At 54.3% G+C, this 15,190-nt stretch carries 13 protein-coding genes and 1 pseudogene; 3 read left to right on the top strand and 11 right to left on the bottom strand.

Annotated features, from left to right (window positions below; translation table 11 throughout):
* The 3 genes and pseudogenes from DWX32_RS19990 to DWX32_RS00060 form a co-directional block, all read left to right on the top strand.
* A pseudogene (locus DWX32_RS19990) lies at window positions 1-96 on the top strand (plasmid mobilization relaxosome protein MobC); the annotation flags it as partial.
* The gene (locus DWX32_RS00065) at window positions 57-1,400 is read left to right on the top strand and encodes a relaxase/mobilization nuclease domain-containing protein (protein WP_118209243.1); all 1,344 of its coding nucleotides are present in this window, start codon (window positions 57-59) and stop codon (window positions 1,398-1,400) included. The pseudogene DWX32_RS19990 and the gene DWX32_RS00065, both read left to right, overlap by 40 nt.
* An 89-nt stretch (window positions 1,401-1,489) precedes the next feature.
* Window positions 1,490-1,936 (top strand): HEAT repeat domain-containing protein, encoded by a 447-nt coding sequence (locus tag DWX32_RS00060; RefSeq protein WP_009447122.1) that lies wholly within the window; start codon window positions 1,490-1,492, stop codon window positions 1,934-1,936.
* Between the two features lie 172 nt (window positions 1,937-2,108).
* Here DWX32_RS00060 and DWX32_RS00055 read toward each other — a convergent pair whose 3' ends face one another.
* From DWX32_RS00055 to DWX32_RS00005, 11 genes are all read right to left on the bottom strand, one after another.
* Window positions 2,109-2,474: a cysteine-rich VLP domain-containing protein gene (locus tag DWX32_RS00055; RefSeq protein ID WP_009447123.1), complete on the bottom strand. Its 366-nt coding sequence runs from the start codon at window positions 2,472-2,474 to the stop codon at window positions 2,109-2,111.
* Complete coding sequence (locus tag DWX32_RS00050; RefSeq protein ID WP_009447124.1) at window positions 2,471-2,677, bottom strand: transposon-transfer assisting family protein; 207 nt, start codon at window positions 2,675-2,677, stop codon at window positions 2,471-2,473. The genes DWX32_RS00055 and DWX32_RS00050 overlap by 4 nt, the downstream gene beginning before the upstream one ends.
* Before the next feature lie 2 nt (window positions 2,678-2,679).
* Complete coding sequence (locus DWX32_RS00045; protein WP_009447125.1) at window positions 2,680-3,633, bottom strand: hypothetical protein; 954 nt, start codon at window positions 3,631-3,633, stop codon at window positions 2,680-2,682.
* Window positions 3,634-3,636: 3 nt separating this feature from the next.
* The gene (locus DWX32_RS00040; RefSeq protein WP_118209245.1) at window positions 3,637-7,020 is read right to left on the bottom strand and encodes a YodL domain-containing protein; all 3,384 of its coding nucleotides are present in this window, start codon (window positions 7,018-7,020) and stop codon (window positions 3,637-3,639) included.
* Window positions 7,021-7,259: 239 nt separating this feature from the next.
* Window positions 7,260-9,350 carry a DNA topoisomerase 3 gene (locus tag DWX32_RS00035; protein WP_118209246.1) on the bottom strand — a complete coding sequence of 697 codons (2,091 nt, stop codon included), beginning with the start codon at window positions 9,348-9,350 and terminating at the stop codon, window positions 7,260-7,262.
* 15 nt (window positions 9,351-9,365) lie between these two features.
* Complete coding sequence (locus DWX32_RS00030) at window positions 9,366-9,554, bottom strand: hypothetical protein (RefSeq protein WP_076776107.1); 189 nt, start codon at window positions 9,552-9,554, stop codon at window positions 9,366-9,368.
* Entirely contained in the window at window positions 9,551-10,279 is a 729-nt protein-coding gene (locus DWX32_RS00025; RefSeq protein ID WP_076776106.1) for a DUF4366 domain-containing protein, read from the bottom strand. Before DWX32_RS00025 ends, DWX32_RS00030 begins: the two co-directional genes overlap by 4 nt.
* Window positions 10,272-10,550 (bottom strand): DUF4315 family protein, encoded by a 279-nt coding sequence (locus DWX32_RS00020; protein WP_076776103.1) that lies wholly within the window; start codon window positions 10,548-10,550, stop codon window positions 10,272-10,274. Before DWX32_RS00020 ends, DWX32_RS00025 begins: the two co-directional genes overlap by 8 nt.
* 31 nt (window positions 10,551-10,581) lie before the next feature.
* Window positions 10,582-12,690, bottom strand: a complete 2,109-nt coding sequence (locus tag DWX32_RS00015) for a C40 family peptidase (protein WP_076776100.1) — start codon at window positions 12,688-12,690, stop codon at window positions 10,582-10,584.
* Between the two features lie 35 nt (window positions 12,691-12,725).
* Complete coding sequence (locus tag DWX32_RS00010; protein ID WP_076776098.1) at window positions 12,726-13,685, bottom strand: DNA-methyltransferase; 960 nt, start codon at window positions 13,683-13,685, stop codon at window positions 12,726-12,728.
* Window positions 13,682-15,190: VirB4-like conjugal transfer ATPase, CD1110 family (locus DWX32_RS00005; RefSeq protein ID WP_199671259.1), on the bottom strand; the 1,509-nt coding region annotated here is incomplete at its 5' end. The genes DWX32_RS00005 and DWX32_RS00010, both read right to left, overlap by 4 nt.

The following is a 15,190-nucleotide window of genomic DNA, read 5'->3' as shown; positions in this document are numbered from 1 at the left end:
ACGGGGAACGCATACCAAGAGGACATAGAGGAAATAAAGGGGGTGCTTGCGGAGATATGGCGGTTACAAAGATTAAGCCTATTAAAAGCACTCTAAGCAAAGCCCTTGACTATATCGAAAACCCGGACAAGACGGACGGAAAAATGCTTGTGTCCTCTTTCGGCTGCTCCTATGAAACGGCAGATATTGAGTTTGAATATACATTGTCCCAAGCACTCCAAAAGGGGAACAATTTAGCCTTTCATCTGATACAGTCCTTTGAGCCGGGGGAAGTGGATTATCAGAAAGCCCATGAAATCGGAAAGCAGCTTGCCGACGCGGTAACAAAGGGGCAACATGAGTATGTTGTGACGACGCACATTGACAAGGGGCATATCCATAACCACATTATTTTCTGCGCGGTGAACTTCGTAGACCACCACAAATACAATTCCAACAAAAGGAGCTATTACGGTATACGGAACATGAGCGACAAGCTGTGCCGGGAAAATGGCTTGTCCGTCGTCGTCCCCGGCAAGGGCAGCAAGGGAAAGAGCTATGCAGAGTACCAGGCAGAAAAGACGGGTACAAGTTGGAAAGGCAAACTGAAAACCGCCGTTGACGCACTTATCCCCCAAGTTTCCAGTTTTGAGGAATTGCTAACGCGGTTACAGGCGGCGGGCTATGAGATAAAGCCGGGGAAATATGTATCATGCCGCGCCCCCGGACAGGAACGCTTCACCCGCCTAAAAACCCTCGGCGCAGACTATACAGAGGAAGCCATAAGGGAACGGATAGCGGGCAGACGGACAAAGGCGGCGAAAGCCCCCAGAGAGCAGCGCGGCGTTTCGCTGCTTATCGACATTGAGAACAGTATCAAGGCGGCGCAGAGTAAGGGCTATGAACAGTGGGCGAAAATCCACAATCTGAAACAGGCGGCAAAGACTATGAACTTTCTCACCGAAAACAAGATTGAACAGTACGCGGATTTAGTTAGCCGGATTGAGGAAATGGCAGCGGAAAGCGGACAGGCGGCAGACGCATTGAAGAACGCCGAAAAGCGGCTTGCGGACATGGCGGTGCTTATCAAGAATGTTTCCACCTACCAAAAGACAAAGCCCGTCTATGACGCATACCGCAAGGCAAGGAACAGGGAGAAATACCGCGCCGGACAGGAACAGGCGATTATCTTACATGAAGCCGCTGCAAGGTCATTGAAAGCAACGGGCATTGCAAAGCTCCCGAACCTCGCCGCGCTGCAATCGGAGTATGAAGCCCTTCAAGCGCAGAAAGAAGCCCTTTACGCCGACTATGGGAAGCTGAAAAAGAAAGTCCGGGAATATGACATTATCAAGCAGAACATTGACAACATTTTACAGGCAGACAGACAGCCGGAACGGGAAAAGGGAATGGAACACTGATTAAGCAAAAAATGATTTTCGTATAGAAACAGAAAGCGGTATGTGGTATAATAAAATTATCTACAACTTTTGAAAGGATTTGATAGTACATGACAAAAGGAACACCAGCTAATATTAGTCAGCTTGTCAAAGACGCAAACAATAAATCATCATGGAAAATTAGGCTTGCTGCGTTGAATGAACTAAAACAATATGATTGTCAACAATCAAGAGATGTTATTACTCGTCTTGCTCTCCATGACAAAGTTTATAAAGTTAAAGAGGAAGCATTTAGAGCAGCACAAGCTATGGGGATTACTTACCGCGGAAATCCTATTCGCTTAGGACGTAAAGATATTGGTTTTAAGACAAAAGACTTTACTAAAGTTTTTCTACGTATCAAACGTGAAAAATCAATGGAAGAATTAGATTTACAATTATTCAAGGAAGCGTTCAAAACAATCGCGGCAGAAATGTATGATGTAATGGAATTTGAAAAGGGTCAAAAATTTGATGATTGGATTACAAATACATACAAATGTTTGCCAAAGAAATAAAAAGAACAGGGCGCGGAAAGTCAGTATATGACTTCCGCGCCCTGTCTTTTTGTGGGTGCTGTTGTGGTAAATGTTACGCAATAGAACGCCATTTTCGGGGGAAAAGGTATAAAGTATCGCCTATCCGATTTTCCCGCCCGGAAAGCCTTGCAAATCAAGGGATTTTCCGCGCCTACTGCGTAACAGGGGCGCGTCTTTTCCTCATGCGCTCGGCGGCCTGTCTGCGGGTGATACGCTTCCGGCAGTCGGGGCAGTATTTGACGCTGTTAGAGCTTGACGCAAAGGACGTGCCGCACTCGGTACATTTCTTCCTGTCCCCGGTTTGGTAAAGCTCCGCATAGAGCAGCTTATCAGCGGGAAGCACCGCAACCTTAAACCACTTGCAGAGAAGCGAATAGGAAATGAGCTGCGGACATACGCACTCGTCCCCGTCGTCCAGTAAGATACAGTTTCCATTATCGCAGTTGCAGCACGTCCGGCGCACAAGGGCGTTGACTTTCCGGCTCTGGGGCGGCGTCAGCCGCTTGACCTCGCTCATACTTCATCAGCGGCGTAAATGGGAAGCCCCGCAAACTCCGCTTCGGTCATGGCTTCCACTTTGGAGAGGGTACGGGCAGCAAAGCCCCGCATTTCCCCGTCCATAAAGGGCAGCGCGGCGTTCATGGCGACGATAAGCCCCTGTCGGCTCCCGGTCTTGTAAATGCTCAAAAGGTTTGTTTCTTCTACGGTCAGTTTTGTCATGTTCACACCTCCAAATCGTGATTTTTATTCTTTGCCGCCGCCTTTTTCGGGGCGGTCTTTGCCTTGTCTGTTTTAAGCTGCGCCCGGATAGAGGGGCGGGGCTTCCGTATCTCCCTGTCCCGGTTCTCCCTCTTGTCAATCAGCGCATACGTCCCATGTCTGCCCTCGATTTTGGAAAAGGAAAGGGTCTTGTAGGGCAGCATGGAGAAAAGACGGTCAGTGTCCTTTGTAGCCGCAAGCTGCATGAACGCCGGGGAAAGCTCTACCATGAAATGGGTCTTGTTTGGGCTGTTCGGCGTGTCGTGCCGCTTCATTTCCCACACAATGCGCCGCGCTTCCGTTTCAATCAGCCCGTCCCGCAATGCGGCGATATGCGCCTTGAAATCTCCCGGCGGAAGCTGCTCCCGGCTGCGCCGTTCTTCCTGTAAGAGCGATTGCAGCGCGTCCGGGTCGTTGGGTACGGCTTCAAAGCGTTCAAACTTCCCAAGCTGCGGGTCTGGGGTTCCGTCAAAATATCTCCCGGCTTTCTGTACCCTTTCCCCACGCTCATAAAACAGCTTCACCGTATCGGCGGGCAGCTCCTTTTCCTTGACGCGCTCATAATGGCGGGAATAGTCAAGCTCATACAGATTGCCCTTGATTTTCCCGCGCTCCTTTCCCGTCAGCTCGATTGCATAGGCAAGTACGCGGTCGCTTGTCTGCTCCATGTAGAAACGCCATGTATTGTGGGGCGCGGTGTCCTTTAGGAAAACGTCGCGCTCCCTAAAGCAATGCGTCCCGGACGGGCGGCAGAACCACAAAAGGGTCTTGTCCTCCCTGTGGGGGCTTGCCGCCGCCTTTGCGATAATCTCCTTGTCAATCTCCAAGTCGCTCTGGTAAAAGCCTGTATTCTGCTTCATAATCGCTTCAAGGGAAGCGAACAAATCCACGTTTTCAAATCTGCTCTGTTCCGGCATGGGTCAGCTCCTTTCCAAGTCCTGTGACTTCTGCTTTGCGTTTTTCTTCTGCGCCTTTTCCTTGTCGGCTCTAAGCTGCGCCCGGATAGAGGGCTTCTTTTCCGGCTTCGCTCCCTTGACGCGCTCCTTGTCGGCTTTGACCGCATTAGCCAGGTCAACAAGGGAAATCGTTTCTCCCGCCTTGACCTTTGCTTCCAGTTCGTCAACGGTAGGGGTGTTGTTGATGATACCGTCAAAGTTGTTGTCGTTCTGCTCTACGGTGTCCTCGACGTGCTTCAAAGGGTTTGCCTTTTCCGGCTGCTCTGCGGCAACGGCAAACGCCCGCGTCCCGTTCCCCATAATCAGATACTTTCCGTCGTCGGATTGATGATGAAAGCCATATCCGGCGGCTTCTATCTGCTCCCGGCTCATGGCGGTTACATGGAAAGTCCCTCTCGATGTTTTGACAGTTTCGCCCGTTTCCAAGTCGTCCGGGGTAAGCTGTTTCTGCTCCTGTAAAAACTCCGGCACTTGCCGGAAACCCGCGCTGTCAACATAGTGCGCCGCGTCCTGTCCGTCCTGATGAAGCACTACCACGTCGGAAACGGAAAGGCTGTGTCCCTTAAAGTCTTTGGGGTGGTCGATATTGAAACGGGTATAAATATCTTCAAGGGAAGTCCCCGGCGCAAGGGGCGCGGAATAGACAAGCTCATAGTTCGCCCTGTCAACCACATTCCCCGCCGCCTGCAGGCGGTCGTAAGGCTCAAAGCGCAAGTCCCTTGTTTCGTCCCCGCCTTTTATCTGGTAAATGGAAAAGGTGTCCTTGTCCGGCTCGGCGGTCTTTGCCGTTTCCTGTGCCTTTGCGTAGAGCTGCTTTACGTCGCCCTCGGTCAGCTCCCCGCTTTTGAGCTGCCCCATAAGCTCGCGGCATTTCTCCGGCGTTCCGGCGAAAAGAACGTCGCCCATTTTCGCCCGCCCGTTCTCCTGTGTCACATAGGCTTGCAAGAGGTAGCTGTTTTCCCGGCTGTCGCCGTAAGGGTTCCGGCGCACTCTGTAAATCGTTTCCGGGGTAAAGGCTTCTTTCGGGGCTGCGTCCGCTTTTTCCTGTGCGCCGGATTTCCCCGGTGCGTCTGCTTCCGGCTCCGGCTTCTCTTTCCCGGCTGTATCTGCCTTTTCCGGGGCTTCCGGCTGCGGCTGCTCCGGCGCGGCTGCCTGTTCCTCTCTGGTGGGCTGCTCCTGTCCGGCGGTTTGCTCCTTGTCCTGTGCCTTTTGCAGTTCCGCAAGATTTTCGTCTATGGAATTGATAATCTCGGCGGCTGCGCTGCGTATCGTTTCAAGGGAGCTTTTCAGTTCGGACAGCTCCCGCCCGCTGCTCCACCCGGCGACGTAGCCGAAAGAGTAGTCCGACGTGTCAAGCCCGTAATGTTGGCAGACGGTATAGGCGACGCTTTCCGCTTCGACTTCGCGGGTGCGGCGGTCAACGCGGGGCTGCTGTTCATCTTTGGGCGCGTTGAGGTCAATGTCGTGCAGCTTCGCATGGGCGATTTCGTGAATGGTGGTCTTTAAGGTCTGCAATTCGCTCATGCCCTCGTTGATAGCAATGCGCTTGTCCTCCAAGTGGTAGTAGCCATGAGAGCCGCCCTCGATATTCTCAAAGGCGATAGGGACGGGGGAAGTCTTTTCAAGGGCTGCGAAAAAATCCTTGTAGCGGTCAACGTCGCCCGTCAGCTCGTCCACCGCAATGTCCGGCAGCTCCTTTCCCTCGGTCTGGGAAACGTCGAAAACAGACACTACCTTGTAGGCGGGTATCTTGATTTCCTTTTCCTCGGTGACGGGCTTTCCGTCCTTGCCGATAATGGGCTTTTGTGTGTGCGGGTCTATCTTCTCCACTTCCTGTCTGATTTTGAACGGCGACGGGGCAATGATTTTAATCCCCTTTTGCCCTTTCATCACGTTGCGCCCGAAATTATTCTTCCAAGCGGAAAAGCCCGCCACAAGGGAAGCGTCCGGCTTCTGCATGGCGATAAGCAGCGTATTGTTGAAGCTGTAATTATGGAATTTTGACATGACGCGCAGATATTCCTTGTAACGCTCGCTGTCAAAGAGTTCCGTAATGCCCTGTTCCAGACGGTCGGTAATCTCTTTGAGCTTTTCGGCGGGCTTCTCGCTCGTCAGCACGATAGGGATAACCGGGCGCGGCTCCTGTGGCTGCTCTGCGGACTGTGCCGTTCTCTGCCCCGGCGCGGCTGCGTCCATTTCTACCTTTGACGGGTCGGGGCGTTCTGCCTGTGGGAAGCTCATTACTTTATACTCTTTGGGAATATCGCTTTCGCGCCCGTTGTACCACTCCGTAAAGGTGTTCTTGTTGTTGTAGATATAGCCCTGGTCGGTAAAGCGTCCCCCGTCATTGATAGCTGCGTCCCGCCCGTATTCCTCATACATGAAATACTTTTTCGCTTCTTCGGGAAGCTCCAATTCGTCCAGCTCGTCGATAAGGTAATAGCCGTAATCTTCCTCGCTCTGTACGGTAGGATAGAGCCAGTAACAATCAAGGTTCTGTGCAAGGTTGATAAGGTCTTTGATGTTCCCGGCGCGTTCCCCAAGCGTCACCGCCGCCGTAAACTTGTCCCTGTCCTCGTCGCTCTGCATTTCCAAGAGCTTCCCCAGATAGTTCAGCTCGTCAATCCCCGCGCTCTGGATAACGGCAAGCGGCACGTCAAAGGGCTGCTGCTCGGTGTTGGCAAATCCATTGATGAAAAAATCCTGTGGGTTGTCTGCGGTAATGCCGACGCTTTCCATAGCCGCGTGAAGCTGCTGCGTTGTAGTCGGCATGGGAAGCCACACGCCGCCCGGTTCGCCTGTTTCAAAGCGGGTGCGGCTGTCAATCAAAATCGAAAACTGCTCGCTCATTTTTTCTCTCCTTTCCTGTTCCATCATGCGGTGCATAAGCTCAAAATCTTCAATGCTCATGCTCCCGTCAAATACATAGGGGTTAAAATCCTCCCCGTCCCGGTAGGGGTTTTCGGAAAAGGGAAGCCCCGCTTCATGGGCGGTGGCTCTTGCTTCCTCGATAACCTCCGGGGGAAGCCTGTCGTCATGCGCCCCGATAAAACCGTCAATATCGTTCATGCTGTTTTCGTAGTGGTAGCGCACTCCGGCGGTCAGCTCGTCAAGGCTCATATCCTCGCCTAAATGCCCGCAATAGTAGCCGTTAAGGATAACGGCGGCGGGGTCGGTGCTTTTGATTTCCTCTAACCGGCTCCTGTCCTCCGGGTAGAGCGTATCGTCCATATCAAGATGAAAATATTCCGCGTTCCATGAACGCCCCTGTTTCCAGAACGCCACCCATGCGATACCGTCCCTAAGCTCGTCCTGATAGTCCTTTACGGTGTCCCGTAAACTTGCCATAGTTGAAAAACCTCCTTTCTCTGGGGCAGCGTCATAAGCTGCATTTTTTGGCTGCATAGCCTACTACGGCACACCCGCATTTCTGCCAAAGTTTTTTGAAGATTTTCAGAGGGTGAAGCCCTCCGCAAAAGAGGGTTTGGGAAACTTCCCAACAAGCAAAATCCCCGTCCGGCGCGTCAGCGTCGTAACGGGGATTTACGGAAGTGGGTACCCGCTTCCTATGCTTGCTATTCCAGTTTTTAGTTCTTCTGCACTTCGATACGGTAGTTGACGTATTTCCCGCCAGTGTCAGCTAAAACGATAGTCCCGTCGTAGGTCTTGCCTGTTTTCGGGGAATAGAGCTTCTTCACATTCGCCTTGCCGGATTTAAGGAGCGCGGCGGCAATCTTCGCGGAAAAAGCGGTCTTGCGTTCCTCAAAGAAACGGTCGTTCTTCCACATGACAAAGGCACATTCCCTGTTGCTGCAATAGTAGTTTTTCTTCCCCTCATGAACGGGGGAACCGCAACGGGGGCATTTCCCGATAGAGGGCTTTTCCTCTCTGAATAAATCCTTTTTCCCGTCCAGTGCTGCGGCGTGTGTCTGCACAAGCTCCCGCGCCATAGCTTCAATGCCGGACAGAAATTCTCCGGGGTCTGCGGCTCCCTTTGCTATCTGCGTCAGATTGCTTTCCCATTCTGCGGTAAGCTGCGGGGAAGTGAGCATATCCGGCAAGATTGATATAAGGGCGGCTCCGTTCTGTGTGGGGATAAGCTGCTTGCCCTTACGCTCCGCAAAGCCGCCCTTTACCAGTTTTTCAATGACTGCGGCGCGGGTGGCGGGAGTGCCAAGCCCCCGGCGTTCCGCGTCCGGGTCGGTGTCCCCGTTCCCGGCGCGTTCCATAGCAGAGAGAAGCGACGCTTCGCTGTGGGGCTTCGGCGGCGTTGTGGTATGCTCCGTTACTTTTGCGGCGGGTTTTTCAAAGCTCTGTCCCTCGGAAAGCTCCGGCAGCGTCACACCCTCATTTTCCCCGTCCTCCGGGTCGGGTTTGCTTTTCAGCGTCGCCCGGTATCTGCGTTCAATCTCTTTCCAACCGTCCGAAAGTACGGTCTTTCCCCTTGCGGTGAAGTCTGTCCCGGCGCATGAGAAAACCGCCGTAACCGCTTCAAAGATATGTGGCTCGGCGGTAGCAGAGAGCAGACGCGCCCCCGCAAGGGTGAGGATATTCCTCTCGCTTTCCGGCAGCGCGGCAAGTTCTGTCTTTGCAAGCTCCATAGTGGGAATGATTGCGTGGTGGTCTGATACTTTCTTGCTGTCTAATACCTTTGCAATCCCCGGTGTGAAGCCCACGCCCGCCATAAAGGGGAGCTTTTCACAAAGCAGCGTGATAATGCCCGCTGCGGTATCGCCCATGTCGTCGGTGAGGAAGCTGCTGTCCGTCCTCGGATAAGTCAACAGCTGCTTTTCATAAAGGGCTTGTGCAAGGTCAAGGGTCTGCTTCGCGGTGTAGCCGAAAATGCGGTTCGCTTCCCGCTGCAAAGAGGTAAGGTCAAAGAGCTTTGGCGGGGCTGCGGTTTTCTTCTCTCTGGTGAGGGAAACGCATACCGCCTTTCCCGCTTCGCAAGCCCCTTTCAGCGCGTCGGCTTCTGCCTTGTCGGAAATCCTCTCGCTTGCCGCTTCCGCGCCGGATAAGTCAAGACGCACATGGTAATATTTCTCTTTCTGGAAATGGGAGATAGCCGCGTCCCGGTCGGTGAGCATTTTCAAGGTCGGGGTCTGGACGCGCCCCACGTTCAAGGTCTTTCCATACAGGCATGAGAAAAGCCGGGTGGCGTTAATGCCGATAAGCCAGTCAGCCTTTGCGCGGCAGAGGGCAGACGCAAAGAGCGCGTCATATTCCCGCCCGTCTTTGAGGGAAGCAAAGCCCGCCTTGATTGCCCCGTCCTCCATTGAGGAAATCCACAAGCGGCGCATGGGCTTCTTGCAGCCCGCCACTTCGTAGACAAAGCGGAATATCAATTCTCCCTCGCGCCCCGCGTCGCAAGCGTTCACCACTTCCGAAACGTCGGTGCGGTGCATAAGCTCCTTTAAGGTCGCAAACTGCTTCCCCTTGTCCGGGTCAACGGCGTACTGCCATTCCTCCGGCAGAATGGGTAAGCTGTCAAGCTGCCATTTCCTGTACTGCTCCCCGTAGGCGGCGGCTTCCGCAAGCTGTACCAAATGCCCGACGCACCATGAAATGAGGTAGCCGCCGCCCTCGATATATCCGTCCTGTTTTCCCTTAACGCCAAGCGCGGCGGCGATAGTCTGCGCCACGCTCGGCTTTTCTGCAATCACAAGTCTAAGTGCCATGAAAAAATCCTCCTTTCAGCGTTCCGGCGCGGTATGCTTCTTCTCCTGTGCCTGTTTCAGACAATAGCCGATACAGGGGGATTGCGCCTTATAAGGGCAGCGCATACACGCCGGGGATTTTGGAACGGGCGGCGCATTGTCACGCCGCCCGGTGGGTCTTTGTATCATCATTCTTTCTAAAGGGTTCTCGGTGAAAAGCGTCATGCGTCCCTGTCCTCCGCTTCTTCATCTTCGGGAACGTCCAAGCCCTCCCCGTCGTCCGGCTCCGGCTCGTCCTCGTCGTAGTCGTCAAAGTTGAAATCTTCAAGGTCGGTGCCGCCCTTGACGCTCTGCTTCGGCTTCATAAACTTAAAATAGTAGAGTGCGCCCCCGCCGCCAAGAAGTGCCACGACAAGGAAAAGCACAAGCCCGCCCGTATTGCTTTTCTCTTTGGGCTGCTCCGGCGGTTCCTCGGTTTCCGGCTCCGCTTCCTTGCCGCTGCAAGCGGTCATGTTGTCCTTGCAGACGGGGCAGCTCACATTCACTTTCCCGGCCTCGCATTTATCGGTGCAACTGCAAACAGCGGGCGGGGCTGCTGTTTCGGTGCTTCCGTCCTCCATGAGTGCCATAAGGTCGGCTTCGTCCACTTGATTAAGGAAATGTACGGTGTTCTCGCCCTCGTCGTCCCGGTCAATGAGGATATAGAAGTAATTGCCGTTTTTGGTCGTCACTGTGATAAGCTGCTTGTTGCCGCCGAAATCGTCTACAAGGGTCGCGTTCCCGTCCGGGGTAAGGGGTTCTTCCTTTTGGGGTTCCTCATAGACAACGCCGCTGTCGTCGGTGGCGTCCTCGCCCTCCGGGGTCTGTGCAAAGGCGGTGACGGAAAAGCCGCCCGTCAGCATGAGGGCGGCGCAGAGTGCGGTCAAGGTTCTAAGGATTTTCTTATTCATTCTCGGTGTCCTCCATTTCTTCGGTGTCGTGGTCTGCGGGTTCTGCGGGGTAGCCCGGCGCGGATTCCATGCCCGGAATACCGCCGTCTTTCAGCATAGCGGAAAGCTCATGCGGGGAAAGGCGCATGGAGCGCACAAGCTGTACGATTTGCAGATTTTCCGCTTCGGTTTTCTGCGCTTCAAGCCCCCTTAATTTATTCTGGTACTCGGTGATTTTCTCGCGGGTCTTTGCAATCTCCTTGTCGATACGTTCAATCTTATTCATAGCCATAAATCAATTTCTCCTTTCAGATTTTCAGTTTTTAGTTCCAATTCATTAAGCCGTAGCCCTTGATACAGCCATAGTCAACGGGATAGCTCTTTATCTTGCAAGCGTCGCCGGAATTGCCCTCGACGGTATAGACGCGCTCCCCGTCAGTCCCGATAACAAGCCCTACATGGTCTGCGCTCCCGTCCCCGTCCCAGTCGAAAAAGATAGCGTCGCCGGGGGCGATATTCGCATAGCCCCTCGCACCCCATTGCCCGCGTGACTGGAACCACGGTACGCCCTGTGACTGGCACCCGGCAAAGCGCGGCTCCGATAGCCCCGCCTGTCCGTAGCACCACGAAACGAAACAGGCGCACCATTCCACGCGGCTGTTGAAGCCGTACCAGCTCCAATAAGGCCGCCCGCCCACGTTTCCGGCCTGCCGCTTCGCAAGCTCTACAATGGCGGTGTTGCCGGGGCGTGTGCCGTTCACAAGCTGTACGCCGCTTAAATCCTCGGACGCGCCCGTATCGGGAGAACCGCCGCCGAAAATCAGCGGCTTGTTGCCGCTTGTTTCCAGATAGACGCGGTACATTTCAAGCTGCTCCGGCGTAAGAAGTTCCTCCGCAATCTCGGAAACAGGCTTGTTTGTCAGCTTCACGTTGAGAATGTAATAGTTATAGGCAACGTCAACCTCGTATTCGTAGGTTTCCGTAGAGGTTTCTCCCGTTTCCGGGTCGGTGACGGTGCGTGTGCCTGTGCGGGTTTCCGTCCTGTGGCGCACTTCGATTTCTTCCGTCAGCGTCAAAGTGTACTGCATATCAAAGACGCGGTTTATTTCTGCCTGTGCGCTCTGCGGGGTGTAGGTCTGGAAAAGCGCGGTGAGGTAGGACGCTAATTCATGGGGGTTATGCCCGATACTGTCAAGGTCATAGCGGTATTCGTCATAGCCCGGATTGTCGCGCTCGATATTGTCAATCCGCTGCTGAAGCTCGTTTTCCTTTGCGGCGTAATTGTTCTCCGTCGCCACAAGGTCGCTGTCCTCCGACGTGTAGGAAGTCCCGACAATGCCGTTCATCAAGCCGGAGAACATAGAGCCGCAAGAGGAAAGCCCCGCCGAAATCATAATGAATAAGAGCAGCGCGGCAACGGCGATACAAACGCCCGCCGGGTGCCTTGCCACAAACGCCGCCGCTTTCTTTGTTTCCTCGGCTGTTTTCTTCGCTGCCTTGCGGGTGTTCTCTGCGGCTTTCTGTGCCGTTTTTGCGCCGTTTTTCCTTGCCGCCTTTGCATACTGCCGCTTGATTTGCTGCTTCTGCATGAAGCGGGAAAGGGGGTTGCCCCCAATCTGCGGATTGTCATGTAGGGCTTTGTGGTACTGGAAATCCACATTCGCCTTGAACGCCGCTTTCTCTGCCTTTGCTGCCGCCCGGTAGGGTTTGAGCTTGTGGCTGCGGTAGCCCTCCTTGACTTTCCGCGCCCCGTACTTTGCGCCGCGTTCTGCCAGTTCTTCGGATTTGTGCGCCCCCTCAACGCCGGAATTGTCCTTTTCAACGGAATGTATTTTGTTGTGGACGAAAATACCCGCTTCCTGTGCGGGGCGGGATAGCGGGTTATTGTGGGGCTTGTTCTTTCCTATGGGCTTTTCCCGTTCCTCAAAGCGTAGGCGGGTCTTGCCTTTCCCGGTGGCTTCGTCAAAGGTGCGCTCCCCCACAAGTTTCTTTTCTTTGGGGATAGCTGCCTTTGCCGCGTCCAGACGGTCGGCTGCTTTGTCCGATTTTCGGATATACTTTTCAAGCTCCGGCGTTGCCCGTTCTTCCTCGGTAAACTGCAAGCGGGAAGTACGGGTGCGGGCTTCGGCTTCTGCCTGTGCTTTCCTCGCCGCCTTTTTGCTCGTCTTTCTGGTATGCGCCCCGTCGATATGCTCCATGACGCGCTCGGCTGCGGCGGTGTCCTGTTCCCGTTCTGCCCCCGGCGCATGGGGAAGCGTCGGCGCGTCGGCTGTGGGCGCGGGAGCTGTGCCGCCCGGTAGGGGCTGCGCTGCCTGTTCCGGCTGCTGCGGGGCGGCTTCCTTTCTGGTAAGGTCAGCGTCCCTTATGCGGTTGCTGATACGCTTCTTCTTGCCTGTGGCGGCGTTTACCTCAACGGCTCCCTCGCGGGTCATTTTCTGCGTGACTTTCTCACGCGCTTTATACTGTTTTATTTTTCTGTCCCTCCAATCCGCGCCCTTGCAAGGGCGCAATATTCGGCGTTTATCTCAATGCCTATATAATGCCTGTGAAGCTGCTTTGCGGCTGCCCCCGTCGTGCCGCTGCCGAAAAAGGGGTCAAGCACAACGCCGCCTTTCGGACAGCCCGCCTTGATACAGGTTTCGGCTAACTTCGGCGGGAACGCGGCGAAATGCCCGCCCTTGTAGGGAACGGTATTGATAAGCCACACGTCCCGCCTGTTCCGCATGGTCGGCATGAGGGCTTCGTCGTAGTAGCTGCCGCTCCTTGCCCGGTTAAGCCCCTGTACTTTCCCCTGTCCGGGTACTTCGTCCGCATATTTCTGTCCCGCGCTGCGCCCGGTGCGGTACCGCGCCGCCGTTGTAGGGGCTAACGGCTCGGCTATGGCGGCTGCGTCATAGAAATACTTCTTTGACTTCGTAAGCAGAAAGATATGTTCATAGCAGCGGGTAGGGCGGTCTTTCACGCTCTCCGGCATGGGGTTCTCTTTCTGCCAGATAATATCGCTCCTTAAATACCACCCGTCAGCGCGTAGGGCAAAAGCCAAGAGCCACGGAATACCGATTAAGTCCTTTTGCTTGCAGCCCGCCGCCTGTCTTGCGATTGATACGGCTTGACCGTTCCTCCCTCTGGGGTTCTTCGGGTCTGCATGGTAGCCTTTATTCCCTGTGCCGCAGTAGGTGTCCGCGATATTCAGCCAGAAAGTACCGTCGGTACGCAGTACCCGGCGCACTTCGCGGAAAACTTCGGTAAGCCTGTCAATGTACTGCTCCGGCGTGTCCTCCCGCCCAATCTGTGCGTCAAGCCCGTAATCCCTAAGTGCGTAGTAGGGCGGGCTTGTGACGCAACAGTGTACGCTTTCCTCTGGAAGCTCCCGCAAGGCATAGAGCGCGTCCCGGTTGATAATGGTGTCTATGTTCAGCTCTGTCATGCTTCGCCCACTTCCTCCGGCTTCGTCGTCATTACCCGGTAAAGCTCGGTATCTTTCGGGAAGCGGTCTACAAAGGGCAGCACCACGTTCCCGTAGAAGATAAGCCCCTCGCCCGCTTCGGTGTGGGTGACATACTTCATCTGCTGCGGGGAAATGTTTAACTGCTTCGCAAGGATAGCCCGGTCGCCCGCCGCCTGATTGAGCATGAGGACAAAATCAGAGTTTTCAAAGATATTCTCCACTTCGCGGGAAGCAAGCAAATCTTTGACGTTCTGCGTAATGGCTGTGGGTATGCCGCCCCATTTACGGAAACGCTTCCAAATCTCCACGCTGTACGCGGCGGTCTGTTCCTCTTTCAAGAGAAGATGAAATTCGTCCATGTAGTAGCGGGTGGATTTCCTCTCTGCCCGGTTGATAGTGACGCGGTTCCATACCTGGTCTTGCACAATGAGCATACCTAACTTTTTGAGCTGCTTCCCAAGCTGCTTGATGTCAAAGCAGACAAGGCGGTTTGAAAGCTCTACATTCGTCCTGTGGTTAAAGACGTTAAGGCTCCCGGAAACATACAGCTCCAACGCCGACGCGATACGCGCCGCTTCCGGTTCCGGCTGCTTCAAAAGCTCGTCGTAGAGGTCGCCCAAGATAGGCATTTTCTCCGGGTCGGGGTCTGCAAGGAAAGGACGGTACACGTTCCTAACAGCGCGGTCAATGACGGTCTTATCGACGGGCTGCAAGCCCTCCTTGCCGCCTATGACAAGCTCGCAGAGGGAGAGGATAAAGTCGGATTTCAGCGCAAGCGGGCTGTCGTCCTCGGAATAGTTGAGGTTAATATCCATAGGGTTCACATACTGGGGCTTCCCGTCAATGCCCTTGCCCGTAGGCGACAAGCGTATCACTTGCCCGTCAAGCCGCTGCACAAGGGAAAAATACTCTGCTTCCGGGTCGCAGATGATAATGTCGTCGTCCGTAATGAGGAAAGCGTTTGCCATTTCCCGTTTGGCTGCAAAGGATTTCCCGCTTCCCGGCGTCCCCAAGATTAAGCCGTTGGGGTTTTTTAGCTGCTTGCGGTCGCAGAGTATCATGTTGTTAGACAGGGCATTTAAGCCGTAGTACAACGCCGCGCCTGTCTGAAAAAGCTCCTGTGTGATAAAGGGGATAAAGATAGCTGTGCTTGACGTGGTAAGCCCCCGCTGTATGGGGATAAGGTTCTCCCCAAGCGGTACAGAGGACATAAGCCCCGCTTCCTGTTGGTAGTCAAGGCGGGTGAGGGCGCAGTTGTTCTTCTGTGCAATGCCCGCCGCCGCGAACACGTCATTTTCCAGTTTCCGCTTCGTATCTGCCATGTTCACCACAAGGAACGTCAAAAGGAACATTCTTTCATTCCGGCTCTGCAAGTCCTGTAAGAGGTTCTTCGCTTCGCTGCCGAATGTGGCAAGGTCGGACGGTAATAGCGATAGGTAAGCCTTTGAAGTTATCTCCAGCTTTTCCCCCGCTTCACACCGGAC

It is taken from the genome of Blautia sp. AF19-13LB (assembly GCF_003479105.1).
In the GTDB taxonomy this organism is placed as follows: Bacteria; Bacillota; Clostridia; order Lachnospirales; family Lachnospiraceae; genus Fusicatenibacter; species Fusicatenibacter saccharivorans.
Note: the sequence above shows the minus strand (reverse complement) of the source record. Positions and strands in the feature narration are given on the sequence as shown.

Coding starts and splice junctions, on each gene's coding strand:
- DWX32_RS00065 (WP_118209243.1), top strand. CDS start 57: ATGGCGGTTACAAAGATTAAGCCTATTAAAAGCACTCTAAGCAAAGCC.
- DWX32_RS00060 (WP_009447122.1), top strand. CDS start 1,490: ATGACAAAAGGAACACCAGCTAATATTAGTCAGCTTGTCAAAGACGCA.
- DWX32_RS00055 (WP_009447123.1), bottom strand. CDS start 2,474: ATGAGCGAGGTCAAGCGGCTGACGCCGCCCCAGAGCCGGAAAGTCAAC.
- DWX32_RS00050 (WP_009447124.1), bottom strand. CDS start 2,677: ATGACAAAACTGACCGTAGAAGAAACAAACCTTTTGAGCATTTACAAG.
- DWX32_RS00045 (WP_009447125.1), bottom strand. CDS start 3,633: ATGCCGGAACAGAGCAGATTTGAAAACGTGGATTTGTTCGCTTCCCTT.
- DWX32_RS00040 (WP_118209245.1), bottom strand. CDS start 7,020: ATGGCAAGTTTACGGGACACCGTAAAGGACTATCAGGACGAGCTTAGG.
- DWX32_RS00035 (WP_118209246.1), bottom strand. CDS start 9,350: ATGGCACTTAGACTTGTGATTGCAGAAAAGCCGAGCGTGGCGCAGACT.
- DWX32_RS00030 (WP_076776107.1), bottom strand. CDS start 9,554: ATGACGCTTTTCACCGAGAACCCTTTAGAAAGAATGATGATACAAAGA.
- DWX32_RS00025 (WP_076776106.1), bottom strand. CDS start 10,279: ATGAATAAGAAAATCCTTAGAACCTTGACCGCACTCTGCGCCGCCCTC.
- DWX32_RS00020 (WP_076776103.1), bottom strand. CDS start 10,550: ATGGCTATGAATAAGATTGAACGTATCGACAAGGAGATTGCAAAGACC.
- DWX32_RS00015 (WP_076776100.1), bottom strand. CDS start 12,690: ATGACCCGCGAGGGAGCCGTTGAGGTAAACGCCGCCACAGGCAAGAAG.
- DWX32_RS00010 (WP_076776098.1), bottom strand. CDS start 13,685: ATGACAGAGCTGAACATAGACACCATTATCAACCGGGACGCGCTCTAT.